Annotated in this window: 20 protein-coding genes; 12 read left to right on the top strand and 8 right to left on the bottom strand. The window is 58.3% G+C overall.

The genetic code is table 11. The features are described from left to right. Window positions 1-2 precede the first annotated feature (2 nt). The 8 genes from ABIA73_RS09130 (at window position 3) to ABIA73_RS09165 (ending at window position 8,025) form a co-directional block, all read left to right on the top strand. Window positions 3-1,886, top strand: a complete 1,884-nt coding sequence (locus ABIA73_RS09130; RefSeq protein WP_354275674.1) for a TnsB C-terminal domain-containing protein — start codon at window positions 3-5, stop codon at window positions 1,884-1,886. Further along, window positions 1,886-2,767: a TniB family NTP-binding protein gene (locus tag ABIA73_RS09135; protein ID WP_072167967.1), complete on the top strand. Its 882-nt coding sequence runs from the start codon at window positions 1,886-1,888 to the stop codon at window positions 2,765-2,767. Before ABIA73_RS09130 ends, ABIA73_RS09135 begins: the two co-directional genes overlap by 1 nt. A 2-nt stretch (window positions 2,768-2,769) precedes the next feature. Then, window positions 2,770-3,798 (top strand): TniQ family protein, encoded by a 1,029-nt coding sequence (locus ABIA73_RS09140; protein WP_354275675.1) that lies wholly within the window; start codon window positions 2,770-2,772, stop codon window positions 3,796-3,798. 644 nt (window positions 3,799-4,442) lie between these two features. Next, window positions 4,443-5,276, top strand: a complete 834-nt coding sequence (locus tag ABIA73_RS09145) for a hypothetical protein (RefSeq protein WP_354275676.1) — start codon at window positions 4,443-4,445, stop codon at window positions 5,274-5,276. A 540-nt stretch (window positions 5,277-5,816) separates the two neighbouring features. Beyond that, window positions 5,817-6,251 (top strand): NIF family HAD-type phosphatase, encoded by a 435-nt coding sequence (locus tag ABIA73_RS09150; protein ID WP_354275677.1) that lies wholly within the window; start codon window positions 5,817-5,819, stop codon window positions 6,249-6,251. 38 nt (window positions 6,252-6,289) lie between these two features. After that, the gene (locus ABIA73_RS09155) at window positions 6,290-6,535 is read left to right on the top strand and encodes a metallophosphoesterase (RefSeq protein ID WP_218054203.1); all 246 of its coding nucleotides are present in this window, start codon (window positions 6,290-6,292) and stop codon (window positions 6,533-6,535) included. Window positions 6,536-6,681: 146 nt separating this feature from the next. Continuing rightward, on the top strand, window positions 6,682-6,864 hold the full coding sequence (locus ABIA73_RS09160) for a hypothetical protein (protein WP_354275678.1): 183 nt from the start codon (window positions 6,682-6,684) through the stop codon (window positions 6,862-6,864). Between the two features lie 606 nt (window positions 6,865-7,470). After that, window positions 7,471-8,025: a type II toxin-antitoxin system PemK/MazF family toxin gene (locus tag ABIA73_RS09165; protein ID WP_255299159.1), complete on the top strand. Its 555-nt coding sequence runs from the start codon at window positions 7,471-7,473 to the stop codon at window positions 8,023-8,025. A 366-nt stretch (window positions 8,026-8,391) separates the two neighbouring features. Here ABIA73_RS09165 and ABIA73_RS09170 read toward each other — a convergent pair whose 3' ends face one another. Both ABIA73_RS09170 and ABIA73_RS09175 read right to left on the bottom strand, forming a co-directional pair. Continuing rightward, complete coding sequence (locus ABIA73_RS09170) at window positions 8,392-8,784, bottom strand: antitoxin Xre/MbcA/ParS toxin-binding domain-containing protein (RefSeq protein WP_354275679.1); 393 nt, start codon at window positions 8,782-8,784, stop codon at window positions 8,392-8,394. A 259-nt stretch (window positions 8,785-9,043) separates the two neighbouring features. Beyond that, complete coding sequence (locus tag ABIA73_RS09175; protein ID WP_354275680.1) at window positions 9,044-9,397, bottom strand: helix-turn-helix domain-containing protein; 354 nt, start codon at window positions 9,395-9,397, stop codon at window positions 9,044-9,046. 292 nt (window positions 9,398-9,689) lie between these two features. Between ABIA73_RS09175 and ABIA73_RS09180 the strand changes: the two genes are divergently transcribed. Continuing rightward, on the top strand, window positions 9,690-10,745 hold the full coding sequence (locus tag ABIA73_RS09180; protein ID WP_354275681.1) for a PIN domain-containing protein: 1,056 nt from the start codon (window positions 9,690-9,692) through the stop codon (window positions 10,743-10,745). Between the two features lie 74 nt (window positions 10,746-10,819). On the opposite strand, the gene ABIA73_RS09185 is transcribed toward ABIA73_RS09180, so the two are convergent. The 4 genes from ABIA73_RS09185 to ABIA73_RS09200 all read right to left on the bottom strand — a co-directional run bounded on the left by ABIA73_RS09185 (window position 10,820) and on the right by ABIA73_RS09200 (window position 13,681). After that, window positions 10,820-11,389, bottom strand: a complete 570-nt coding sequence (locus ABIA73_RS09185) for a hypothetical protein (RefSeq protein ID WP_354275682.1) — start codon at window positions 11,387-11,389, stop codon at window positions 10,820-10,822. Window positions 11,390-11,636: 247 nt separating this feature from the next. Continuing rightward, on the bottom strand, window positions 11,637-12,293 hold the full coding sequence (locus ABIA73_RS09190; protein ID WP_072167952.1) for a hypothetical protein: 657 nt from the start codon (window positions 12,291-12,293) through the stop codon (window positions 11,637-11,639). Next, on the bottom strand, window positions 12,293-13,321 hold the full coding sequence (locus tag ABIA73_RS09195) for an ImmA/IrrE family metallo-endopeptidase (protein ID WP_354275683.1): 1,029 nt from the start codon (window positions 13,319-13,321) through the stop codon (window positions 12,293-12,295). Before ABIA73_RS09195 ends, ABIA73_RS09190 begins: the two co-directional genes overlap by 1 nt. 30 nt (window positions 13,322-13,351) lie before the next feature. Continuing rightward, window positions 13,352-13,681: a hypothetical protein gene (locus tag ABIA73_RS09200; RefSeq protein ID WP_354275684.1), complete on the bottom strand. Its 330-nt coding sequence runs from the start codon at window positions 13,679-13,681 to the stop codon at window positions 13,352-13,354. 75 nt (window positions 13,682-13,756) lie between these two features. On the opposite strand from ABIA73_RS09200, the gene ABIA73_RS09205 reads away from it, so the two are divergent. Continuing rightward, complete coding sequence (locus ABIA73_RS09205; protein ID WP_354275685.1) at window positions 13,757-14,317, top strand: sce7726 family protein; 561 nt, start codon at window positions 13,757-13,759, stop codon at window positions 14,315-14,317. Here ABIA73_RS09205 and ABIA73_RS09210 read toward each other — a convergent pair. Beyond that, the gene (locus tag ABIA73_RS09210) at window positions 14,314-15,327 is read right to left on the bottom strand and encodes a beta family protein (protein ID WP_354275686.1); all 1,014 of its coding nucleotides are present in this window, start codon (window positions 15,325-15,327) and stop codon (window positions 14,314-14,316) included. The two genes, ABIA73_RS09205 and ABIA73_RS09210, sit on opposite strands and share 4 nt — an antisense overlap. Before the next feature lie 256 nt (window positions 15,328-15,583). Next, window positions 15,584-17,689, bottom strand: a complete 2,106-nt coding sequence (locus ABIA73_RS09215) for a hypothetical protein (RefSeq protein ID WP_354275687.1) — start codon at window positions 17,687-17,689, stop codon at window positions 15,584-15,586. A gap of 420 nt (window positions 17,690-18,109) precedes the next feature. On the opposite strand from ABIA73_RS09215, the gene ABIA73_RS09220 reads away from it, so the two are divergent. Both ABIA73_RS09220 and ABIA73_RS09225 read left to right on the top strand, forming a co-directional pair. Continuing rightward, on the top strand, window positions 18,110-18,625 hold the full coding sequence (locus ABIA73_RS09220; RefSeq protein ID WP_354275688.1) for a hypothetical protein: 516 nt from the start codon (window positions 18,110-18,112) through the stop codon (window positions 18,623-18,625). Between the two features lie 1,118 nt (window positions 18,626-19,743). After that, window positions 19,744-22,836, top strand: a complete 3,093-nt coding sequence (locus tag ABIA73_RS09225) for a TrlF family AAA-like ATPase (RefSeq protein ID WP_354275689.1) — start codon at window positions 19,744-19,746, stop codon at window positions 22,834-22,836. The last annotated feature ends 153 nt before the right edge of the window (window positions 22,837-22,989 follow it).

Raw genomic sequence — 22,989 nt, forward strand, 5'->3', positions numbered from 1 at the left:
AGATGACCGCATCCAACTTCTTCGAGATCTCCCCTGGGATGGAGGTGATGGTCGGCCAGCGCCGCTACCGCATCACCCACTCTCTGGACTTGCACAGCGTACTGGCCGAGGACGTAGAGACCAGTCAGTCGACACGCCTGCGTGTTGAGACCATGTCCCGGGTGATTGAGGCAGAGGCCCCGGATGGCAGCCCGAATTACTCGGTCCACCACTACTCCGAAAAGGACTGGGCAGTAGCACAGCGCCGATTTGAGGCGATCAAGCCGCTGATCAACAACCCATATCGGACCAAGCGCGATGTGGCGGCGGCCGGGCTGCGAATCGGCGTCAAGACGTCCACTCTCTATAAGTGGATCGCCATCTATCTCGACCATCAGCACGTTGCGTCACTGGTTCCCCGTAAGCCCGGGCCCAACAAGGGCGGGCGCTACCTGTCAGCGGAACAGGAACTAGTGATCTCCTCAGCCATCGAGGATGAGTACCTGACCAAGCAGCGCCGCTCGCCGGCCGCGGTGGTACTGGAGGTGCTCAAGCGCTGCCGTGTGGCGAAAATTGATCCGCCGCACGAGAACACTATCCGAAATCGCATCGCTGACCTGAGGCCTGCGAGCGCCCTACGTCGCAGGGGCCAGAAGGACAAAGCGCGGGACAGTTTCGAGCCAATCATGGGCGCGTTTCCAGGTGCCGACTTCCCAATGGCCGTCGTCCAGATCGACCACACCCCACTGGATGTCATCGTCGTCGACGAGGTACATCGTAAGCCGATCGGACGTCCGTATCTGACCTTGGCCATCGACGTGTTCAGCCGGGCCGTCGTGGGTCTATATGTGACGCTCGATGCGCCATCGGCGACGTCGGTTGCAATGTGCATCTCCCATGGCATGAATACCAAAAGTGACTACCTGCGCGAACTAGGGGTTGAGGGAGACTGGCCGGTCTGGGGCCAAATTGGCACGCTGCACGCTGACAATGCGCGGGAGTTCAAGTGCAAAGCCGTCAACCGCGGTTGTCAGGCCAATCACATCGACATGCAGTGGCGACCGGTGAAGAAGCCTCATTACGGCGGCCACATCGAACGCTATATGGGCACGGTTGCCACGGAAATGAGGAACATCCCTGGCGCTACCTTCTCCAACACCCAGCAGCGCAAGGGCTATGACTCTGAGAAGGAATCGGCTCTGACCTTGAGGGAGGTAGAGCAGTACCTGGTCCGCTTTATCGTCAACATCTACCACCAGCGCGCCCATAGCCAGCTCAATGACTCGTCTCCCATGCGAGTTTGGGAAGAAGCCATCCTCGGCGGTGCCAAGCCCGGCATCGGACGCATGCTGCCGTCCAATCCCGATCGAATCCGTATGGATTTCCTTCCCTATTTTAGTAGCACCGTCCAGCGGTACGGTGTTCGCATCGACCACGTCTACTACTACGACCCGATCTTGGACAGTTACATCGGTGCGAAAGACCCTGATAATCCCGAACGAGCCAGGAGGTTCCTGTTTGCTCGGGATCCCAGGAACATCAGTGCCATCTACTTCCTGGACCCTGTGGTAGGGAACTACATCCCCGTTCCCTATCGCAACGTCGGGCTCCCGCCGGTGTCGGCCGGTGAACTGAGGGAAGCCACAAGACGGGTCCGCGCGGAAGGCAAGGCTGCAGTAGACGAAGACCTCATCTTCCAGAGCATTGAAGCCAACCGCCAGTTGATCGATGAATCTGTGGCCAAGACCAAAGCCGCACGGCGCCAGAGCGAAAAGCGTCCCAAGACCAAGCCGGAAACCAAGGCACCTGTGCAGTCCACTAAAGCGGCTGTGCCGTCGCGGCCGGCCCCGGATCGAAACATCTTCTCCCAGCCGGCCGAAGTGTTTGAGATCGGAGAAATTGACTGATGAGCACTTATGCCCACCTTCATGAGAAGGTCATTCCCTACATGCACGGCACGGTAGAAGAGCGAATCGCCGTATGCCGGGCTGATCGGTGGATTGCCTACACCAAAGCAAAGTCGGTGCTGGACGATCTTGATCAGCTTGTCGTCTATCCGATCACCCAACGCCCCCCCTGCCGACTCATCCTTGCTCGAGGTGACAACGGAAAGACGGCACTCCTGCGGCAGTTCCAGCTGCGTCACCAGATGAAGGCGCGCTCGGATGGCACGATGTGCGCCCCAGTGATCCGAATCGCCATGCCAGCGACCCCGGATCTGTCCCAGATCTGGTCAGAGATCCTCGCTCGGTGTGCGACCACGCATCGCAAGAGCGATCCGGCACATGTGAAGTACTCGATGGTCGTTGCTGTCCTGCGTTCCCGCGGCACCCGGGTTCTGGCAATTGACGAGTTCAACGACGTCGCGCTGGCCAGAAAGGGGGCGGCGGACATCCTGGCTGGCCTGCGCAAGCTGAGTAATGACCTCAATCTGAGCATCGCAGCAGCAGGCACCGAGGCTGCGCTTCATGCGCTGTCACACGACCCACAGATGCAGTCACGGTTTACGTCTGTGGCGATGCCGCGGTGGGACCTGGAAGTGCCGTATCGAAGCTTCCTCAACACTTACGAGTTGCTGCTGCCCTTGGCCAAACCTTCCAATCTGGCATCAGAGGGCCTGTCAGCGTTGCTGTTCGATCTTGGTGGCGTGGCCATCGGTGGCACGGTCAAGTTGCTTCGAGAAGCAGCAACGAACGCCATTAGGACAGGAGAGGAATGCATCACGGAGGAGACTATCCGTAGTGCAGTTAGTGCGACGGATAGCAAAGCGGTGGCCGCCGAGCTCTAGTCATGTGTGCCTCATGGAGTCGGCCAATTCCTGGCGAACTGCTGAGCAGCTACGTGATGCGCCAAGCGATCGCTCACGGCAGCTCCGCTGATAGGTTTACCAGGCTTGTCTTGCCCCATTCGTCTGTCTGGAACAGGGATCTGGATGTCTGTGCTGGCTCAGAGTTCATGAGCGCACTGTGTGCCTCCTCGGGACATCCACCCGAGCTGCTGGATGAGCTAACACTGTACCGCTGGGCCGAAGTGACCCGCAGGAGCGAGGTCCGGACGAAGGGTGTCTATCACTGGATCGGTTGTCTAGGCCTGTATCACCGCACGCGCAGGCTGCATGGCCAGGCCTTCTGTCCTGACTGCCTGGGCGAATACGGTGGATTCTTGCGGCAGTGGCGCCTCTCCTTCTGGACCGTGTGCCCCTTCCACCGTCGCCTGCTTATGGACGCGTGTCCTCATTGTGGCGCCGTGGTCCAGCCTCACCGTCAGGACTTTGACCTCCGGCTGTGCTGGAGCTGTAGTGGGGATCTGACTTCGTGCTCGCCGGTGTGCGCGGTGCCAACCGCCAGCCAAGGCTTGCTCTTCAATGCCCTGGTTGGACCGTCTGACTGGCTTGAACCTTGCAACTTTCGGTGTAGCGGCAGGCAGCTACTCTGGGGTGCAGACGTGTTGCTATCCGCCTTCTATGGGCACGGGAGGCAAGAGGAGCAGGCGAGTGATGAGCACTCCAGAGTGGAGAAAAGAAGAATTGAATTAAGGCACGCAGACATGGAGCTACTCGACTCCCTCTTGGCAGCGGATGCACGGACGATTGGACCTGTCGCCGCCGGCTATCACGTGACCCAGAGATGCTTCCGCCAGGAGATGCCGGGGTGGCTCCAGTCCCTGGTAGCTCTGCTGCCTACTGGTCGAGTTAACAAGGGCTTTGCAGCAGGTCGGAGGGAGATCAAGGCTGTCGTGGATGCGCAGAGGTCTCGAGCTCCGGGCTGGCAAGAGTTGAGGGCAGATCTGTTGTTTAAAATGATTGGAAGAAGAGCATGAGTACTGATAAGCAGGGGCGAAGGTCCTGCGACGGATTTGGTTGCGGTCGCCGCATCGAGAAGGCTCAGCGGGTACATAAGGGTCAGGACTATTGCGGTACCTGCTACAAGCGCCATTTCGTGAGGGCCCAGTGCCCCACCTGCTCGGGCTCGGTGGTCTATCACAAGTCAGAACTGCAGATCCCGTCCTGCGGGGAGTGCGATCGCTCTGAGCGCTCCTGCTCCAGATGCGGTAGGCCCGCACCTGATGCTCGCTTGGTCACGGTAGCCAGTCCTGGCCCCTGCGAGGACGTCATGGTGACTGAGACGGTAGTTACGTGCTTGTCCTGCTACCCCTATTTCATACCGGCGGTTCCTTGTGATATCTGCAAGGAGCCAAGCCAGCGGCTGTCCGGCGCTTCGCACCTGCCTGAGGGCACCAAAGCTTGTCCCAAGTGCCGCACCTCGGACACTCACGCAACCTGCTCTGGCTGTCGGAAGTCGAGAAAGGTCGCTCACACGACTCCTAAGGGCAAACCGCTATGCGCAGACTGTGTTGAGGACAGGGTTCACCTGTGCCCGGACTGCCAGTGTCCGGTGAAGGGTGCTGGCGCCGCACGCTGCGAGGGCTGCTCCATCAAGGCCAGGTTGCGTAAGAAGGTGAGCTTGAATACGGGCATGCTTGAGCGGCCGTGGCTGGCTGAACTCTATCGTGGCTATGGCGAGTGGTTGCTGTCCAAGAGCATTCCAACCGCCGCGTTGCCAGAAAAAGCGGCAGCTGCGGCCTCATTCTTCCGCAAGATTGACTTGGACGATGACGTTCGACAGCCTCTTATAGCGAGCGATCTGTTGCGCATATTCGATAGCGGAGAGTTGCGTAAGCACCTGAATGCACAGCGCTTCGTCTGCGAGCACTACGGTATTGAGATTGACCAATCCGCTCGAAGTCAGGCACGTGACCTGGCCCGCATTGAGCGTGGATTGAAGGAGGCAGCAGGCAAGCCTTGGGAGTCGTTGTTGCGGCAGTACCGGCAAGCTCTTGCAGGAAAGCCTGCGCGAACCACAGCTCAGTACCTCGCTGTGGCACAGGCATTTTGCGTGGACGGACAGATCTCTGGCCCCTTTGGCCAAGCCGAGATCGTAGCGTATCTATCCAAGGTTCCTGGTGCACGAGCAACGCTGAGCACCTGGGTCAGCTTCGTAAGAACGCATTACGGATGGCAGGTGTCCATGCCACCGAAGCACCCCGCGAAGGTGAGCATCAAACGTGATGCGCTCAAGCTGAATGACCTTCTTCAGCATGTTGCCAGTCCGCAGCTGGCATCGGACGAGGATCTGGTGGCCGTCCTGCACCTGGTGTATCAGTTCGATTCCACGCATCTGAAGCGACACATCACCTCTGTGGATCTGGAAGGGAACATCCAGACAAAGAACGGTGCGATCGCGGTGCAGAAAGAGATGAAGGGTCTCGTCCTGGAATGGGCTAAACGCAATCTCTGAGGGAGCGCAGGATCGAACTGGTAGCGAAGTGAACGGGTCGAGGCATCGACCCGTCCAAACGGCATGAAGCGTTGCAGTTCGTTAGCCACCAGGGCGGTGTTGGGGTGGCGACGTGGGCCGGTTGAGCCATTCAAGCGATGGATCTACCTGTTTCTGGGCGGCGGTTGGCACGCCAATCCTCCGGTACGATTGGCCGTTCCTGGCGGCCCATCCAGGTGTCAATCCTGCGCATTTCAAGATCTCGATCTCGGGATGTGCCAGCGCTCCGTGTCGCGACAGGGCAGCGGAAACGAGTGGGCCGAAGGTCTGGAACCGGCCCGCCTCAAACGCTTGCGAGGCAACTTTCTTGGCGAGGCCGAGGGCCTTCCCACTTCCTGAGGAACTGGCCTGCACCAGTAGGCTCACGCTATCTGCACCAGTAGGCTCACGGCAGAGGCGTACCAGCAGGCTCACGGCAGAGGCGTACCAGTAGGCTCACGCGATAGACAGTCACGCAGAGAAGGCGCAAGGTGGGTTGCACCGCCGACAGGAGGCGACCTCATGAAGCCGACTATCTTGGCCTTGGACTTGGAAGGAACGCTCATCTCCAATGCCATCAGTCAGATCCCAAGACCCGGGCTGCACCAGTTTCTAGAGGAGGTGCACTCGTGTTTCGAGCAGCTGGTGGTGTTTACAACGGTTCCTGAAGATCGCTTCAGGCGCATTGCCTCGCTACTGGTATCCGAAGGTAGTGTCCCTGGTTGGTTCGCGCTCCTACGTTACATAGAGTGGTCAGGGAAAACGAAGGATCTCAGCCTGGTTTCACCATTGCCTGGAAAGGCCTTACTGCTCGATGACCATGGCGCTTACGTCCATCCAGGGCAGGATGATGCGTGGATCGAGATTCCGCTTTTCGGCTCTCCCTATCCAGGCAATGACGAAGGGTTGAAGCTTGCGTTGGTCCGTCTCCGTGAGCGGATCAATGCGGCCGCCTAGCCCGGTCCAACGTTTTCTCCGAATAGAGAGCTGTAGCGATGCGAATTCTTGTCCTATCGGATCTGCACCTTGAGCTATGGCGCAATGCGCCCAAGCAAGCCAAAGAGCTTCTTGAGGGCCTGCAGACCAATCTGGATGCTTGCCGGCCGGATCTTGTGATCCTTGCAGGCGACATCGACGTAGGCGATCGAGCGGTGGCATGGGCGCATCAGTCCTTCCCACACTTCCGGTCATTTATGTTCACGGAAACCATGAGGGCTACGGCCAGAAGATCGATACGCTGAAAGAGAAGCTAGCGGCTGCTTGCTCCTAGACGGGACACATTCATTTCCTGGACAAGGGGGCGTTGGTCGTGGGCGGCGTCCGATTTCTCGGCACAACGTTGTGGACGGACTTTCAGTTGCTCGGCCCAGATAGCATCCAAGAGGCCATGCAATCTGCGGCCATCGGGTTGAATGACTATCGCAAGATCAGACTCGCCAGAGGCGGTTACCGCAAGATCAAACCTCTGGATGTCGCCCAGTGGCACTGGGAGGATCGAACCTGGCTTCAGGAGCGGCTGGATGAGCCCTTTGACGGATTGATGGTCGTTGTGACGCACATGGCGCCGTGATCACGGTCAATCCCCGAGAGGTATTGAGGCCAGTTGTTGTCGGCGGCATTTGCGTCTGACCTGGATGCAATGGTCTCCAAGGCCGACCTATGGGTCCACGGTCATATCCACGATTCGATGGACTATCGGTTGGGCAAGGCCAGGGTGGTCTGCAACTAGCGAGGCTCGCCCATCACAATCTATGCCATGACCGAAACACGACTGCTACCAGCGAAGACACAGCGCTTCATTGAGTTCCTGCAGGATCGCCTTCGTCATCTGGCCGCTGTAAGTGAGCACTAACCGATCTAGGCAGTTAGGTACCGAGGACTAGTCCCCGGCAAGAGCACGAGCGACCTGGAGCCTACCGTAGTGCCAGAGCGTTGCGTCCAACTCTGAAAATTGTCATGCGCTAAGTGGCCCGGCTCATTGTTCGGCGCCGTGACCGCACCTTTTGCTTTGGCTCTTATTGCGCGTGCGACGCGCCGGCAGGCCGGTAGCCGCATCATCGTCCGCATGGTCTCAAGTCCACCCGGTTTGAGGGCAACACCACTTATCCACAGAACTTTCCATGGCGCAGCCCAATTGTTTAGGTAAAGTGACGGCATATCTAAAGGGCTGAGCATCGTGGGACTTACCAACCACCCCAAACCGGGCGAGATCTTCATGTGCGAGTTCCCCACGGAGTACATGCATGGGGAGATGATCAAGAAGCGGCCGGTTATTGTTCTAAACAACAAGATCGCCACACGGCCGAGGCTTGTGAACATCGTGCCGATCAGCATGACGGCCCCCAACACCGTCTGCGCCCATCATGTAGACATCAACCGCATGTACCTACCCAAAGGCTTGCGTGACCAGGCGGGGGCTCGTTGGGCTAAGTGCGACATGGTCTACACCATGTCCATTGAGCGTCTGGAACTGGTACGCGCTCACAGAGGGCGGGACGGTAAGCGGGTATACGACAAGGGGACACTGCCGCCCGCTGTTTTGTTGGCTGTTCGCATTGCCGCAGCTAAGTGCCTGGGTGTCCATGCAGGGTCTTTCACAAAAGTGAACGGTGTGCCGGATAAGCTTGTACCGGCGGGGCAGGAATTGGCGGCCGTGCCTGTGGAGGGCATGCCTGAATTGGCGGCTAACACGGGCAGCATTCCGGGGCAGGATGAGCAAGCAATTGCTTGACACCCACTTATAGGTACCGTAACTTTGCCCCTGTCGGGAACAATCGACTCTCAAGACTGCATGTGATTCCTCGGTACCTAGCGTACCTGTAGGCGCTAGCTGCAGCAGGCGGGATGGGCAATGACACGTCCTCCGTAAGCCTTAGAATTTGCCCTCGGTAGCTTGCTACCGGGGGCTTTGTCTTTTGGGGGGACGGGGTGGCGAGACTACCTGCACCCAGCTTTGCATGACCGGCCAATGGGCCGTACATCAAGCGTTTCGGGGGACCGAGCAGGAGAAGTTCTGCCGTTCGTTGGTCCCAGCGGCTTCGCCCCAATCGTCGTTGCTGGTGTGCAGATGACCCGCAGATGCAGATGCAGGTGCGGATCAGCTCAGCCCTAGCCCTTCGATTTCCAAGTGCCGGCGAACAGCCGCCAAGTCCTCCAAGCGGCCGCCGCACATGAGCTGCAGAGCACTGTCCCCTTTGAACAGGACCCCCTTGTTTGGTCGCCGGACCCAGCTGTCCGCCTGCTGCGGATTGCTAAAGATCGTGTGCAGCAATTGATAGATCCCAATCAGGTAACTCACCCGCGTCAATGTCTCTTGCCAACGGTCGTCACCCCCCTCTGCCGCCGCCGGGGTGAAGGCGGTCGATACGGGTTGGGCCAGGAGTGCTGATTGCTCCACAACCGTCAGTGACCAGGCGTCAGCGATCTTCGTGAACGCCATCAGGGCCGGTCCCGCAAGCCTCGGGTCGTCATTAGAGAAGGGCTGGGTCATGAGGGCATGCTCTTGCAGCGCACGCTCGATGCTACGCCCACCTGCGCTCACGTGCCGAACCAACGCCGGTTGGGACTATGAGCCCCGGCCTGAGGGCACCGACCAACAAGGTGGAAGCTCCTGGGATCCAGCTGGAGGCAATGAATTGCCCCAGAGGGATCTTATGGGGCTCTCCTTTTCATGCCGGCGGCGTCGGATAGCTTCCAGGCGGAATGTGAGGTTGATTGTGCCGCGTTGGACGAGACGAAGGACAAGCTGATCAGCGTGCGCGGCTACGTGATCGCTTCGCCTTCAGCATGGCCATCGGGCTGACTAGCGGGGATGGTGCTAGCTGGTTGAGTTGGTGATCCAAACCCAGTGCCTTGAACACGCTGACTAGCGTGTGCAAGGTTGATCCTTGACCGCTTTCGAGCTGCACCAAGGCACGACGGGAGATGCCCGCCTTGTCTGCCAAAGCAGACTGCGAGACGTTTGCCGCGAGCCGACGTGCTTTGACACGCTGGCCCAGCGCCTCAACGATCTCGCCAGGTGACTGGAATGGCATCGGCTCCATTTGCGCGCAAATCTGCTCGTTACGACCAATGATGCTAGTTATGCGCAGAAATGTGCGCATCCAGACGAGGGAGCAAGGGGCCAGCTAAGCCGCGTGCCTTGGGTCAAGTGTAGTACGCATTGGAATGCGCAGTTGGTAGCTAACAGGCCCCGGTCTGCCCCGGGGGCACAGGTCGGCTGGGCACGCTGACATACCTCCGTTTGCGCCATTCGGGAAAGGGTGGAAGCTCGCACGGATCGTAGGGGGCGCTTGCAGTGACTGTGGCAGTGACGCTCCTGCACGAAGGCTGGTGCTTGCTATGAGCGGGTGCAAGAATCCATCGCTGTATCCACGTACGCATCCAGGAGCCCGCATGTCTCACCAGCCCAAGCACGTCTTTGTCGACGCAAATGTGTGGATTGGGATGGGGCAAGGCTTCAAGAAGGCAGAGGCTTCCACGCTGGAGGAGCTCGTGGAGCACGGTTTGATCAAGATCCTGTCTACCGACCTGACCATCAGCGAAGTTACCAAGCATTTCCGGAACTCTGACGTGGAGCGACTGGAGCCCCTGACGAAAGGGGAGCTGAGCAAAGCGGCCAAGCAGCTCATGGGCATCGACATCCCAGTGCTGGACAGGGAGGCCCTTCGATCAACCTTCTTTGCACGTCACAAGAAGCTTGTGTCGTTGCAGATGATCACTCGTATGAAGGCTGAGATACGTAGCATCGATAGCGTAAAGCCCAACCATGTGCTTTCGCAGTACACGGACGGGACCGGCCTTTTTGGCGCTTCGGCAAAGAAGAATCAATTCCCTGATGCCTTTGTCTTTGCTGCAATCAGTTCCGATGTGAGCGCAGAGAAGCCGCTGATCATCTGGTCGCTTGACGGTGACTTCACGCAGGCATGCGAGCAGCACCCGCACATCGCGCAGGTAAAGACCATGCCTAAGCTCCTCAATGCATTGGGGATCGAACCTGAGGGGGAGAGCATGATCCAATTGCTTGAGCAGCGACCTGACCTCTTTGAGGTGCCCTTGGAAGACGCGATCATCGGGGAATCGGTAGAGGCGCGAGACGTGGACGATGCTGACGTAGAAGTCCTGGGGATCGAGAGGGTTCGCGCTGTTACCGTCACCTCGCTCTACCGCGTCAACGGAGAGGCCGATCAATACATTGGGTTTGGGAGGTGTGAGCCCGAGGCCTTGGTTCATTTCACCGCGCCCGATTGGGACACCGCTATCTACGACAGCGAGGACAAGGTACGCATTCCCCTGGAGTCTGTTGAAGGTGAGGTGGAGGTTGAGCTTGACGAGTTTGGGTTCAGCTTCTTGGCGATCATCAAGGACAATCAAGTTGAGAGCGTCCAGAACCTGCAGGTGAGTGATCTCTCGGTCCTTTCGACCATGATGGCCAGCGAGGATTATCGCTAGGGATCGTTGGTTCGTAGCCAAGGCCATCGGACTTCGGCGTGTCCGCCGTCTATTCGGAGTGACCTACAGGGCGGCTACTTCCCTAGCGCTCGGCGTGGATCCCTCTCTCTTGCGATGAATGCACCGTCATCGTGCATCCCAGCGAAATGGTTGCCTTGCACGTGTTCGGGCCAGAGCTGACCTGGCAGGCCTACAAACTCCAAAGGTAGATCAACTTCATCGGCTGGGCCGGCGCCGGCGTATCTGTCGAAGTTCTGCGGCTGCCATTTGTCAAAGAGGAAGTCCTTCCTCCACGCCATGGCGAACGCTACGGGGTAGCTCTTGAGGATGTACATGGCGGTCGCCTGCCTGGTACCGAAGTTCCCCATCGCCAGGTCGCGAATCACAGTGCGTCCAGAGTAGGGGTACACCCAATAGCTCAGTCGAGCTTCGCCAAGAAGATCTGAGCTAGGATCAAAGAGGTGCTTGCTGAGCTTTTCGTCATACCTGCCAAGCCCTACCGAGCACATATGACCAAGGATCCCTCGTGCGACTTGCTGGGGACGCACCTTGATGGATTGATAGTAGGTGAGCTTTCGGCGATCAGACAGGAGACTGGATATCTGATCGGTCATGGAGATCAGTGCCCTGTCGTAGGGCGCCATGATCGCTCCATTGCATGTCTTGCATAGGGAGCGGAAGCAGACGCCATCGGGCATCTTGTAAGAAGGCGGCCGCTTATCCCCTGAGATTGAGTCAGCAACGCTGGAGACGCGCAGGGCAATTCCTTTGGCCCAGGCCTTCGGTGGCACGTGATTAACGGTTAGATCGCTGTGTTTGCCGCAGATGTTGCACAGCCCTGTGGCTGGCCCGACGGGAAACTTGAACGTCATGGCAACCCCCGAGGTGTGACTAGTTGGTCAGTCCGGACAGGTAAGGCGAACAGTACTTGCCGGCAGTGTTGACCTGCAGCTCCTTGAGATAGCTCTGCAGCCCCTCTGAGATAGCTGCCTCAGGGGCAGCAGCTGATCTGCCGAAGATGTTGGAAATTGCAACGTTCACATCGGGCCGCTCACGGACTCGCTCGGATACGTACATCCAGCCGAAGTGGCCGATCAGCAGTGCAATTGCCTCTTCAAGGCAAAGAATCTGGGCCCAGCTGAAACTCTCCTGGATAGGGCCCTCGACCTTGCAGAGGGCGACCAGGGAGCGCTTGTCCCCCGTGATCAGGCCTGCAGCGTTGTCATCGCACATGGCGGCAAACAGGGCCAACTCACCGCCATCGATATCAGGGGTGCCTTCAAGCAGAGCATAGTTCGCCGAATCAAGTAACACGACCACTTCGCTCGCATTGGCCACCAGCTCGCCGGCCTGGTCGAACGCCAGTTTGCTACCGAGCTTCTTGAGCGCCTTAGCAGGATTGGCCAGATGGAGTTGGTACCGCAGCTGGGCGAGGATGGAGAAGTCGCTCAGTGTGAGCCCCAACGCGGTCGCCAGGTCCTCCATCAGACCGTACTGGCAGAGCGCTTTGGCTGCATCGCTGTCAATAAGATAGTGGTCCGCGCTCATCAGAAGCCCTGCATGCTGAGCAAATAAGCCCGGTTGTCATCCGACAGCCGGCCGACGTCGCAGTGCGTCATGAATTGCTGCTTGATCTTGTCCGTTGCGTTGGCCTGATCCGGGAAGTACGCCAAGGCCATGTTGGCCAACATCCAATCATCATGCTCGCGGGCATAACTGAGGATGATGTGGCCGGGGTCGATTCCCAGTTCCCGGCCCTTGGCCACAGCCAGATTAGCCAGCTCAGCGGCAGACACTCCGCCGCGGGCAAGGGGGAGCTGGACATGCCCGTTGCGAAGCAGCCGCAGTGCAAATTGGTCGGCTTGGCGTTCTTCTGCGTCAGCTGGACGGCCCGCCTCTCGTTCGATCGCATCAGTAATGGCTTCCATTCCCTCATCGACCAGTACCCCAGTCTCATCAACATGTCCCAAGCAGATATGGGCGAGTTCATGTGCCAAGACGAAGAGCTGTCTGGCGTTTTGACTGGATTGGTATCCAAGTACGATCACGGGGTTCCCCTCGATCTGCAGCGCCATTCCCGTGATGCGCTTGCTACCGCGGGGAAGCTCTTTCAGGAACAGCACTGGCACTCCCATGCCCCAGCAGAATTCCAGCAGCGCTGAGAAGGTGACTGCCGGCGCGTCGGTCTTGGCGAGGATCTGTTTGGCGAGCTTGAGCGGATCTTTTGGAAGCGGGGCGCTTGGACGCTCCATGCAGAATCGGGCGAGCTTGCCCAAGGCCATGCCGAGGTTGGCGCATACGCGCAGCTCAGACTCCTGCGTGGCGGCTCGTTTTTTGTAGCGTGCAGGACGGTTCGGCACGAGAACCTCCAGCTCGCCGCTATCGGCGAACCGCACGTCCAGGCCAAGGCGTTGCTTGAGGATCGAGGCAAACTCGATCGCACCGGTACTGGTCTTGAATAGTGCGTTGTCCCACCACTCCGGTAGCAGGCGTGAGACAAAGCTTTTGGGGAAGCCGGCCGCACTGAGCGCGTCGTACGCACTCTTCACCGACACCGTTGGGAAATTCTTGTTCATCCTTGGCCTCCGTTGGGCCGCGGCCGATTGTTACATGTGCGCCTGCTGGTGGGCAAAGAGCAGCTTGGCCAGGCGCCGGGCATGCACGTCGCTGCCATCCCACACAGTGGCCAGTGCCTCCATCAGCACCTTCGACTCGCTGGGATCTGCGGTGCCCTCGTATGCATCGACGTGCGCATATTTGCATAGCTCGCGCATGGTCCGGCTAACCTTCTTGGGCCGTCCAAACAGGTTGCGATAGACCTGCGGCTGGCCAAGGTTCGCCGCTCGTGCGATAGCGGAGCTGCCAGCCAAGCCTTCCAGCGCGAGCTTGTCCCGCAACTCTTCGGCCAATGCCTGTGGCTGCTTAAGCTTTCTCATGCAAATGCCGCTTGTTAAAGTGCATATAAGCATAACCGTGTTATGCTCCGGCTGTACAATCCGCCCAGAAATCCCATGAGAGAGCTTCAGATCAAGCAGGCCTTGGCCGGTCACCTGGCCAATCAAGCCCAAGCTCATCAGGTGTCCCTGATCGAGGAGCTGCGCCTGCATGGCGGTGAGGTTCGGGCTGATCTGGTTCTGGTTGAGCAGATGCACTGCTTTGAGATCAAGAGCGAGGCGGACAGCTTGGCTCGCTTGATCAACCAAGGTTCTCGCTATGGCTGGGTCTTTGATCGGGTCACCTTGGTAATGGCCCCGTGCCATGTCGCAAAGGCGATGGACCTTCTGCCTCCCTGGTGGGGAGCAATGGTGGTGGATTCCCAGACCGGCACCTTCCAGTGCATTCGGGAAGCAGGTCTGAACGTCCGCCACAAGGCTGCTTCTCTGGCCTCGATCCTCAACAAGGAAGAGGCGCTAGAGGTGCTGCGCAAAGAAGGTCACATCAAGGGGTGGCGTAGCAAGAGCCTGTACTTGATTCAGCAGCACATCGCGCAGGCTTTGGATCTTGACGAAATCAAGGAGCACATCCGCGCTGCGCTGCTCGCGCGAGCGAGCAGCGCAACAGCAATGCATTAGTACTGCTTTTGCAGCACGTAGCTGATGTGGTGCGTCCAGTACTCGGTGATGTGCAGAAGTCCACCTTTCTTTTTCTTCAGTGGAACAGCTGGATCTACGCGATCCGCGATGAGCTTGTCACCGAAGGAGAAGGTTGGCCCCTGATACTCGTGCGGGTACATGTTGACCAGGATCAGTGAGATGGCGACCGACTCCTGCTTGGTCGCGTTGGTCCCCCGAACAATCCGCCACTTGTCATCCAGGGCATATCGGATGGTTACACGACTTCCTCGGCGCTGAAGGATCTCCTCTGTCCAGTCAGGATTGAGGGGGCCGTAATCGGAGAAGCCGACCAATGCGAGCGGCGCCAAGGCCTGTACGCTATGCCACAATTTCCAATCCTTCCGCTCAATCTCACCAGTGCCGACAATATTGGCCAGCGAGCCAGGGAACGATCCGGAGGAAAGGTGGAGGTGGGCAAAGCCGAGGCCTTTCAAAGTCTGCAAGGCAGCTGCCAAAGCTGCTAGGTCGCTCGGATCGGTTCTCGGGGTTTTGCCGAGATCAACGATCAGTCGCTCTGCTCTCTCGGCCAAGCCAGGCACAATGAGAGCATTTCTAACCAAGGCGATGCCAAGCCCAATGCCTGGCAGGTCCACGCGCAGGCGAAGGGCAACCTTCCTCCCGCCGAGATTGGCTGCAATGGCCGGGAAATCCTGAGCTGCGGTCGCTGGATTCAGCACCGGCGTAGCCTGCCGGCCTGACCCGTCGACGAGCTTAAGGAACTGATTGAGCTCCTTCTGACGCGTTTTTGTCAGTACCCCTTCCGGATTGGCGTAGTCGATCAGGGCCGGGTACTTCCAGACTTTGGCGTAGCAGTCCAGCATGGACGCGTGCTGCTTGGAGTCACGGACCTCCACACATGGAAGTGCCCTAGGTCCAACTGCAGCGGCGAGCTCCATCAAGGCTCGCTGCTCGTACTGCTGCCATTTGATGATTGGCACGTACTGCGGGTACATCGGAAACATCGCCATGGCCCCCTCCTTGGCGTTTATGGTCTCCAGGCAAGCGGTATCGCCCGGTTGTGGCTCCTGAAGGAAACCCCCTCCATGGAGTCCTTTCGATACTGGTAGGGATCTGGCGTGGAGTCAAATGGGCCGCCCACGACTTTAGTCGGACGGACCAAGGTCTCCACTGCTGTCATTGCTAATCGGAAGGTCACCGAAGCACTGGTCTGGCCAGGGGGAGGGGCTGCTGCTCAGTTGGGGCGGGGAGGCGGAGGGACTTGCTTCAGTCCTTCTTGGCGCTTTCGGTGTCTCCAGTAATGCCTTTGAAGAAAGCGATCAGTGGTCCCATGCTCCACGTCTTCTTCGTCGAAGTGCCAGCCTTCTTCGCGGCTGCTGCGGCCTCAGCGGGTTGTGCGTCCAGAGCTTCAACCCCGGGGTTTGGGTTTTCATCAGGAGCCACCGGTTGTCCTGCAGCTACCGCCGCTTCCAACCCCCCTGGTATGGCTTGGCTGTCCTCCCGCTTTTCCATGTAATGGGGGTGGCAGTGGCAGACCTTCTTCTTTGCCCGGAAGTGCTTGGAAAGCGACACTCCCCTGGCTTGGCAGATGACGTCCAGGCCGTCCTTGACTGCCTTACGGATGTCGCCGCTCTCATGCATTACCAGCGCAGACGTGTAGCTCTCTGCCTCTTTGGTTTCGATCTCAAACCAGATCCCGGTCTTTCCATTGGGTAGGTCCACGCGCAGCACGAGAGCTGCACGCTCCAATGCCTTGTAGGGCGAGCCTCCCGACACGATGTACTGCCAGCACCGAGTGGGCCAATAGGGCTCATCCGATCGCCCCATGTCGTACGTCTCCAGCGCCAAGCGCTGGGCTTCGCTGAGAAAATTCCAGCATTCGTGGCCACCGGCCATGACCCGTTCTTCATGGTTGGTGGGGTCGATGGGTGACGCATTCTTGATCAGCCCTTCCGCCTTAAGCGCCGCCATGGCCTCGATCAGCGCCGCGAACAGCGGGTATGGGGCACGCTTCTCAAGCTCTGCCTCATGAGCGCTTTGCGACTCTCCGTTTCCGTTCGCGTTGCCGCTGGATCCTTGTGGGCTCGGCTGCTCATTGTTGCGCTTCTTCCGGCCGGTCCGAGTCGTGCTCTTGTCCTTGATCAGCGCGAAGCTCTCTGGTTGCGGAATGATCAGGAAGTTGGACGAAGGAAGCTTGAAGCCGGGCATTCTAGTCGAAGCATCGTGAGTGTCCACGTTGGGCATCTTCCCAGGGCGCTTCTTGTTCTTAGGCTTGCTCGGCCACGTCTGTGGGACGTCAATCTCCTCCTGCTCAAGGCCAGGATCATTGTTATTGACCAGGATGTGCCCAATTGGAGGCAGTCCGTGTGGGAAGTTGAGGCTATGAATCGCGCGAACCAGGAAAACCTTGCCCCGGAAGCTGCCATCGCGCCGAGGGTCAAGAAAGTAGCCAGAAACGGTGCCGGTGTAGGGGCCCCGGGTTGGATCCAGCGGTAGACGCGCGTTCGTGTACCAATGGACGTCGGCGCCGCCGTTGAGTTGGACTCGCTCCATCGCCTGCGTCATCGGGTTGCTCAGGCGGTTCGCCTGAGCCTTTCCATACTCATCAAAGTACAGAAGCGCCGTCTGATGGGCGTCGTCTTCGCTCATGCCCAAGGCCAGCACGATGTGCCAGGCGCCCGTCTCCAGGTTCACCTCGGTCTTGTTGCCTGCGAAATCGCCTTTGAACACAGCCTCGGAGTCCACGTCGCTCCACTGTCCTTGAGTGAAGAGGTTGGCCATCTTGGTGTTGAAGCCGTAATAGGTCCGGTAGATGACTACGCGTGGAATCACGAACTCAATATGGTTGCTAGGATCGGGATCGCTGTCGTCTCTGACGACCAGGAACTCGCTGTGGCGGCGAGCATCACTGGAAAGGTGAAGCTGCTCCTCAGTGAGGACGATGACGGGATGACCCCTCTTTGTGCGATCAACCTCGGTGCTGGCATGAACCGCCCGACTGGCTGCAGACTCGCGGTCGTAGCCATGTAGGTCTGAGGCCTCGGCCTCCTGCAGCGCGCTACTGAGTGACAGATCCACCGCCGGCAGGGATCCAACGTAGGCACCCTGCCTAAAAACGAGGCCAATCAGCATTGATGGGATCGCGCCGACCAGGATCGTTGTGATGATGGTCTCTGGATTGCGGCGACCGAACAGGTGGGCCACTTTCGAGGGGCTGAGCTGAGAAGGCTCCTCCGTCCATTCCTCGGGGATCGGTGCCAGCTCACACCGAACGGAAGCCGAGGTGGTTCCCAAGTGTGGTTTGACGAAGCCATCAATGTGGCGGATGAACCAGTTTCGATCGTCAGCAGGGTAGAGCGTGAAGTCGGTCATTCAAGAGCATCATGGAGTGCGGCTCCTTCGGTAGCGGCACCGTGTCTCCCAAATTTAGACTGAGTACTGCGGGCACTGGTGCTGCCAGATTGTGAGGCTCGCCTCCGTGCGCCCATCCATTGAGGACGAACGCCAACCCTATCTGTCTGTCCGCAACTCGGCAGCAGTTGATCCACATTGTTAATTGGTCGTAAGAAATCTCCTGACGGTCGATCTCAACCTTACAGTGAGATACTTCCTCCACTCTAGTTGACGCCTAGTACCCAACGTATGCACATTAGACGCAATTGTTGATAGTGCATTGACGGAGTTGATATGCGCATTGGCTGACAACACCGTCGGCTTGCCAATGGTTGATGGATCACTCAGCGTCGATCGGGTGCTGCTAACCCGGGACTGACACATAAGGACATGCACGTGATGAATGGCACTTCCCAATTCTTCAAAAAGTATCAGCTTGGCGAGCATGCGCTGCTGCATAAAAAGGCAAAAACACTCGTTAAGCAGCTTCCGCTTTTGCGGATGCCGATCAACGCAAGCCCTGAGGAGCTGCCCTCCCCAATGGCAGAAGAGATGGCTGATGATGGGATAGATCCGCGCCATATCATCGAGCTCGTGCATCTTTCCAATGATCCTGGCATTGACGGCTTCGACACCCGGTACTACTGCACTTGGGCTGACTGTTTGGCGGCAGAGTTGGAGCATGCACGTCGCATTACCGCTGACAGGACTTATAACCCCTTTTGTGCCCTCTACGTGATCAGGGTCTACGCGCCCAATTGGCCTATGCCTGATGAGCGCGTCACCCCGGTAGTCATGAAGCCTACAAATGCCCCCACAGCGCGGGAGTGCAACCTGGCCTTTGAAGTTTCACGAGGACAATTTGGCGTAATTCCGATAACGCTAAACAAGACAACGCAGATGCTGGAGCCATAGCACCCTTCGTCGTAAACGGTACAGGCATTCGGTAGGTTCGTGCGGGACAACGCGAAGATAGTATGATGCTTGATTGATGATGTGGCTCAACCAGCTACCTGCCAGCAGTCAGGGGTTTGACTACAGAGGCGCCCGCCCTTCTGCGGCGCGATCGCGAGCGCCTCTTCCAGGGCCGCAATACGTCGGCTTGTCTCTACCCAAGCGGTAGCTCGATCTCTTATTACTAGTATGGAAGGATCAAAAGCACTATGGCGAGATGGTTCACTGCGGAATGCGTAGATAACGAGGGCAATTTCGAGGTGGAGGTCAGCAGGCGCGCAGGCTCGATCTACATGTGGAAATCTGGGAAAGGTGAGTTCATATGTCCCCCGCAGGTGAAATCACAAGACCAAGTGAAGTATGAGGTGGAATTGAGATACGAATGCACCGTTGTGAGGATTCGATAGGCAGCACGGTCACAGCGATCGACCGCGTTGCCCGCGCGGATCGGCTGGAGGCTGGCGAAGAAACCGCTCAACGCGAGGCAGGCGCTACCATCATTCAACAGTCTGACTCCGCCCGACATAGGAGTCGTATCGTCTTGTTTCTCGGATTGGCGTGGTTACGGCCCTCCCGGTGCTGCCGCGGCCTAAGTAGCACCGCTGCACCTGGGCGTCCTTAACACTCGATAGGCTTCGACGTGGACGACTTCAGCGCGTGCCGCAATAGACGCGGTGATCGCAATCACCGCGTACGAGTGCTTGCGGACCAACAGGCATTGGGCGCTCTCGGCCAGAGGCGTATAAAAACGACGCTCGAGGGGCTCCGGTAAGGCGGGTCTGATCGCGTGCCGTCAGGAAAGAGCCGGCGTTCGGCAACTGCGTGCTTCAACGCCAAACCGGACCCGAAGCTAATGTCTCCTACCGGCCAGAAGCGGTCCTTCCTGACATCCGAGGTGCTATCGGCTCTCGCCAGTGAATGAGGCGATGGAAGAATAGCGCCTGCTTAGCTATGGTCCGAAGTTCCATGAGTCAGGTTCTTCAAATTGCCATTCAATTGACGCGGACACTTTGATGGTGACAAGCTCGAAGAAGGAAGAAGCCTGGGTTTGCATCGGCTAACAATTCATGGGGGGAGCTATGACGAACAATCCTGCCGGGTCGACATGGAAAAAGTGGGACTTGCACGTCCACACGCCTTCGTCGCTGGTGCACCACTACCCCGGCGCCAGCCAAGACGAAGCCTGGGAAGCATTCCTGACCGACCTTGAAGCCCTGCCGCCTGAGTTCAAGGTCATCGGCATCAACGACTACATCTTCATTGAAGGCTATGAGCGCGCGCGTAAGGCAAAGCTCGAACAAGGTCGCCTCAAAAACATTGATCTGCTGCTACCTGTCATCGAGCTGCGGCTAGACAAGTTTGGCGGTGTCGTTAAGAGGGCTAAAGACGGCAGCTACTCCCAGTCCGACTGGACCCGCATCAATTTGCACGTCATCTTCGACGCTCTGGAGCCTGAGATCATCCGCCAGCAGTTCTTAGGTTCACTATTCGCCAGCTATGACTTGATCCCCGACTCCGCAGATCTAAAAGGTAAATGGAGAGGTGCCATCACCAGAGATAGCCTCGGGGAGCTTGGACAGATGATCATCGATGCGGCGCCTGCCGATAAAAAGGCCGACTTCGCTTCGCCTCTCGAGGAAGGATTTAACAACTTGTGCGTGAGCTTGGAGAAAGTAACCGAGGCTCTCAACAAGCACCATTTGATCGGGAAGCATTTACTTGCCATTGGGAAGACTGAATGGGCCAACCTGAAATGGGATGGGCAGTCGATCGCAGAAAAGCGAAACATCATTAACAGGGCAGACTTGGTTTTCACTGCTGCAGCAAATCCCGCAGATTATGCAACGGCGAGAAGATCGCTCACTGAGTCCAACGTATTGGATAAGTTGCTCGACTGCTCCGACGCCCATGCCCTTAGCAACTCACCCAACAAAGACAGGATTGGCAACTGCTTCACTTGGATTAAGGCGGACCCAACCTTCAAGGGTCTTGTGCAAGCGATCACCGAATTTGAGGATCGAGTATTTATCGGCGACACGCCGCCCAAACGGCTTTTGGTCGATGCCAACCGCACCAAATACGCCTCAAAAATACGCATCAGCCGTAGGGCCGGTTCCACGCTAGCCGATCCTTGGTTTAGCGTCGACATGCCGCTGAGCCATGACTTGGTCGCCATCATCGGCAACAAGGGGAGCGGCAAGAGCGCCATGGCCGACATCGCCGCGCTGGCCGGCGACACCAAGAACTTCAAGAGCTTTTCTTTTCTCAAGGACACGCGGTTTCGCAACCCGAGGAACAAGCTCGCGCAGCACTTCCTCGGCGCGCTCGGCTGGCACGACGGCACCGAGTCCGAGCGCCAGCTAGACCAAGACCCGTCGGAGACAAGCGTCGAGCGGGTGAAGTATCTGCCGCAGAGCTACCTCGAGACGCTGTGCAACGAGCTCGGCGACGGCGGCTCGGCAACGTTCGACACCGAGCTGCGCAAGATCATCTACACGCACGTTCCGGAGGACGCCCGGCTGGGCTACACGTCTATGGACGAGCTGCTCGACTTCAAGGTCGCGGAGATCGACAGCGCGAGCGAACAGGTCGTCAAGGAAATCTCCAAGGCCAACGCGGAGATTCTGCAAACCGAACGTAGGCTGACGCCGGAGTTCAGGCAGTCGCTGCAAGAGCAGCTTGATGCCAAGGTCGCTGAGTTCAACTCCCTGGTGGCATCGAAGCCCGCTCAGGTGGAAGACCCCACGGCATCGGGAGCGGCCCAGGAGGAGTCGAAGGCGGCCACCGAGAAGATTCAAACTCTCGAAGACGAGCTCAATAGGCTGGGCGATGAAGAGAAGCGTCTCCGCGACAAGAAGGTCGCCGAGGCGAAGCGTCAAGCCGTCCTTAGCCGCATCGTCCAAGCTATCGCGAACCACAAGAAAGCTCACGATCAGTTCGTCGTGGAGTTGGCCCCCATGCTCGTAGAAGCTGGCGCGGACGTGAAGGCGTCCGACGTGGTCGAGCTGAGGATCGACACCTCGTGGATTGACGCGCTCGTCAAGACAACCAAGGAATCCATCGCGTTCATCGACGCGGCCCTCGCCAATCAAGAACCCACAGGCCTGTCTAAGCGGCGCGAGGCGGCCGAGGTGGCGATGGCTGACATCAAGAGCAAGCTCGGCGAGAAGCAGCGCCTGTTTATCCTCTTCAAGGATCAGGTCGCCAAGTGGGAGCGCGCCCAAGCGGAGCTCACCGGCAGCAAGGACAAGCCGCAGTCCATTGAATGGTTCAAGGCCGAGATTGACTCGCTGGCCGCCCTGCCCGCCAAGCTGGAGGAGCTGCGGGCGCGCCGCGTGGAACTGGCCAAGACGGTCCACGAGCAACTGGGCAAGACGGTCGAGGAATACCGCCGCCTGTATGGGCCGGTGCAGGAATTCGTCAAATCGGCTGCGCAGATGGACATGCACCTGCCGCTGGATTTTGCGGTGCGGATCGAAGAGTCGGACTTCCAAGACCAATTCTTTCCTCGAATCAATCGGCAGGCGCGCGGAAGTTTTGCCGGCGTTGACGAGAGCGGTCAGCTCATGCGTGGTCTGCTCAAAGAGGTCAACTTCGGAGACGTGGAGTCGACGCTTCATTTCCTCGAGACTATCGACGACATGCTGCGCTTTGACCGGCGTGAGTCCGGCGGCGGCCGCGAGACCAGGATCGCCGACCAACTCCGAAAAGGCGGAGATCCCCAGGACATCCTCGACTATCTCTATGGCATGAGCTATCTCGAACCTCGCTATTCGCTCACGTTCGACGGCCAAGAGATCAGCCAGCTTTCGCCGGGCGAGCGCGGCCTACTCTTGCTGGTCTTCTACCTGTTGGTGGACAAGGACGACATTCCGATCATCATCGACCAGCCCGAGGAGAACCTGGACAACCAGACCATCTATAAGGTACTGGTCAAGTGCATCAAGGCGGCCAAGCAGCGGCGCCAGGTCATCATGGTGACGCACAACCCCAACTTGGCGGTGGTGTGCGATGCAGAGCAGATCATCTGCGCGACCTGCGACAAGGCGACCAACACGTTCAACTACGTCTCGGGCGGGATTGAGTCGCCGGAAATCAAGGCCATTGTCGTTGAAATTCTCGAGGGCACCGAGCCTGCCTTCAAGAATCGGAAGCACAAGTACGGTCTTTAATAGCGGGTTCCCCCGCTTTCACGGGCACTGATGAGAAGCCTGAACAAGGCTCGTGCAGTTGCCTGTGGCTCTGCACGACTGGCAGCTTTGGGTCGAAGGCGGACGTTACCACCGGGCTAGCCGCCAGGCCGTCCAAATGTCTACTTCTGGCCA

Source organism: Stenotrophomonas sp. 2694, assembly GCF_040548715.1.
Lineage (GTDB): Bacteria > Pseudomonadota > Gammaproteobacteria > Xanthomonadales > Xanthomonadaceae > Stenotrophomonas > Stenotrophomonas indicatrix.

What these genes read in the sequence shown, in the direction of transcription:
- ABIA73_RS09185 (WP_354275682.1), bottom strand. Translation starts at nt 11,389, where the DNA reads ATGGCGCCCTACGACAGGGCACTGATCTCCATGACCGATCAGATATCC.
- ABIA73_RS09210 (WP_354275686.1), bottom strand. Translation starts at nt 15,327, where the DNA reads ATGGCGATGTTTCCGATGTACCCGCAGTACGTGCCAATCATCAAATGG.
- ABIA73_RS09200 (WP_354275684.1), bottom strand. Translation starts at nt 13,681, where the DNA reads ATGAGAAAGCTTAAGCAGCCACAGGCATTGGCCGAAGAGTTGCGGGAC.
- ABIA73_RS09170 (WP_354275679.1), bottom strand. Translation starts at nt 8,784, where the DNA reads ATGACCCAGCCCTTCTCTAATGACGACCCGAGGCTTGCGGGACCGGCC.
- ABIA73_RS09220 (WP_354275688.1), top strand. Translation starts at nt 18,110, where the DNA reads ATGAATGGCACTTCCCAATTCTTCAAAAAGTATCAGCTTGGCGAGCAT.
- ABIA73_RS09180 (WP_354275681.1), top strand. Translation starts at nt 9,690, where the DNA reads ATGTCTCACCAGCCCAAGCACGTCTTTGTCGACGCAAATGTGTGGATT.
- ABIA73_RS09225 (WP_354275689.1), top strand. Translation starts at nt 19,744, where the DNA reads ATGACGAACAATCCTGCCGGGTCGACATGGAAAAAGTGGGACTTGCAC.
- ABIA73_RS09160 (WP_354275678.1), top strand. Translation starts at nt 6,682, where the DNA reads ATGCAATCTGCGGCCATCGGGTTGAATGACTATCGCAAGATCAGACTC.
- ABIA73_RS09195 (WP_354275683.1), bottom strand. Translation starts at nt 13,321, where the DNA reads ATGAACAAGAATTTCCCAACGGTGTCGGTGAAGAGTGCGTACGACGCG.
- ABIA73_RS09190 (WP_072167952.1), bottom strand. Translation starts at nt 12,293, where the DNA reads ATGAGCGCGGACCACTATCTTATTGACAGCGATGCAGCCAAAGCGCTC.
- ABIA73_RS09150 (WP_354275677.1), top strand. Translation starts at nt 5,817, where the DNA reads ATGAAGCCGACTATCTTGGCCTTGGACTTGGAAGGAACGCTCATCTCC.
- ABIA73_RS09205 (WP_354275685.1), top strand. Translation starts at nt 13,757, where the DNA reads ATGAGAGAGCTTCAGATCAAGCAGGCCTTGGCCGGTCACCTGGCCAAT.
- ABIA73_RS09175 (WP_354275680.1), bottom strand. Translation starts at nt 9,397, where the DNA reads ATGCGCACATTTCTGCGCATAACTAGCATCATTGGTCGTAACGAGCAG.
- ABIA73_RS09155 (WP_218054203.1), top strand. Translation starts at nt 6,290, where the DNA reads ATGCGAATTCTTGTCCTATCGGATCTGCACCTTGAGCTATGGCGCAAT.
- ABIA73_RS09215 (WP_354275687.1), bottom strand. Translation starts at nt 17,689, where the DNA reads ATGACCGACTTCACGCTCTACCCTGCTGACGATCGAAACTGGTTCATC.
- ABIA73_RS09140 (WP_354275675.1), top strand. Translation starts at nt 2,770, where the DNA reads ATGTGTGCCTCATGGAGTCGGCCAATTCCTGGCGAACTGCTGAGCAGC.
- ABIA73_RS09130 (WP_354275674.1), top strand. Translation starts at nt 3, where the DNA reads ATGACCGCATCCAACTTCTTCGAGATCTCCCCTGGGATGGAGGTGATG.
- ABIA73_RS09135 (WP_072167967.1), top strand. Translation starts at nt 1,886, where the DNA reads ATGAGCACTTATGCCCACCTTCATGAGAAGGTCATTCCCTACATGCAC.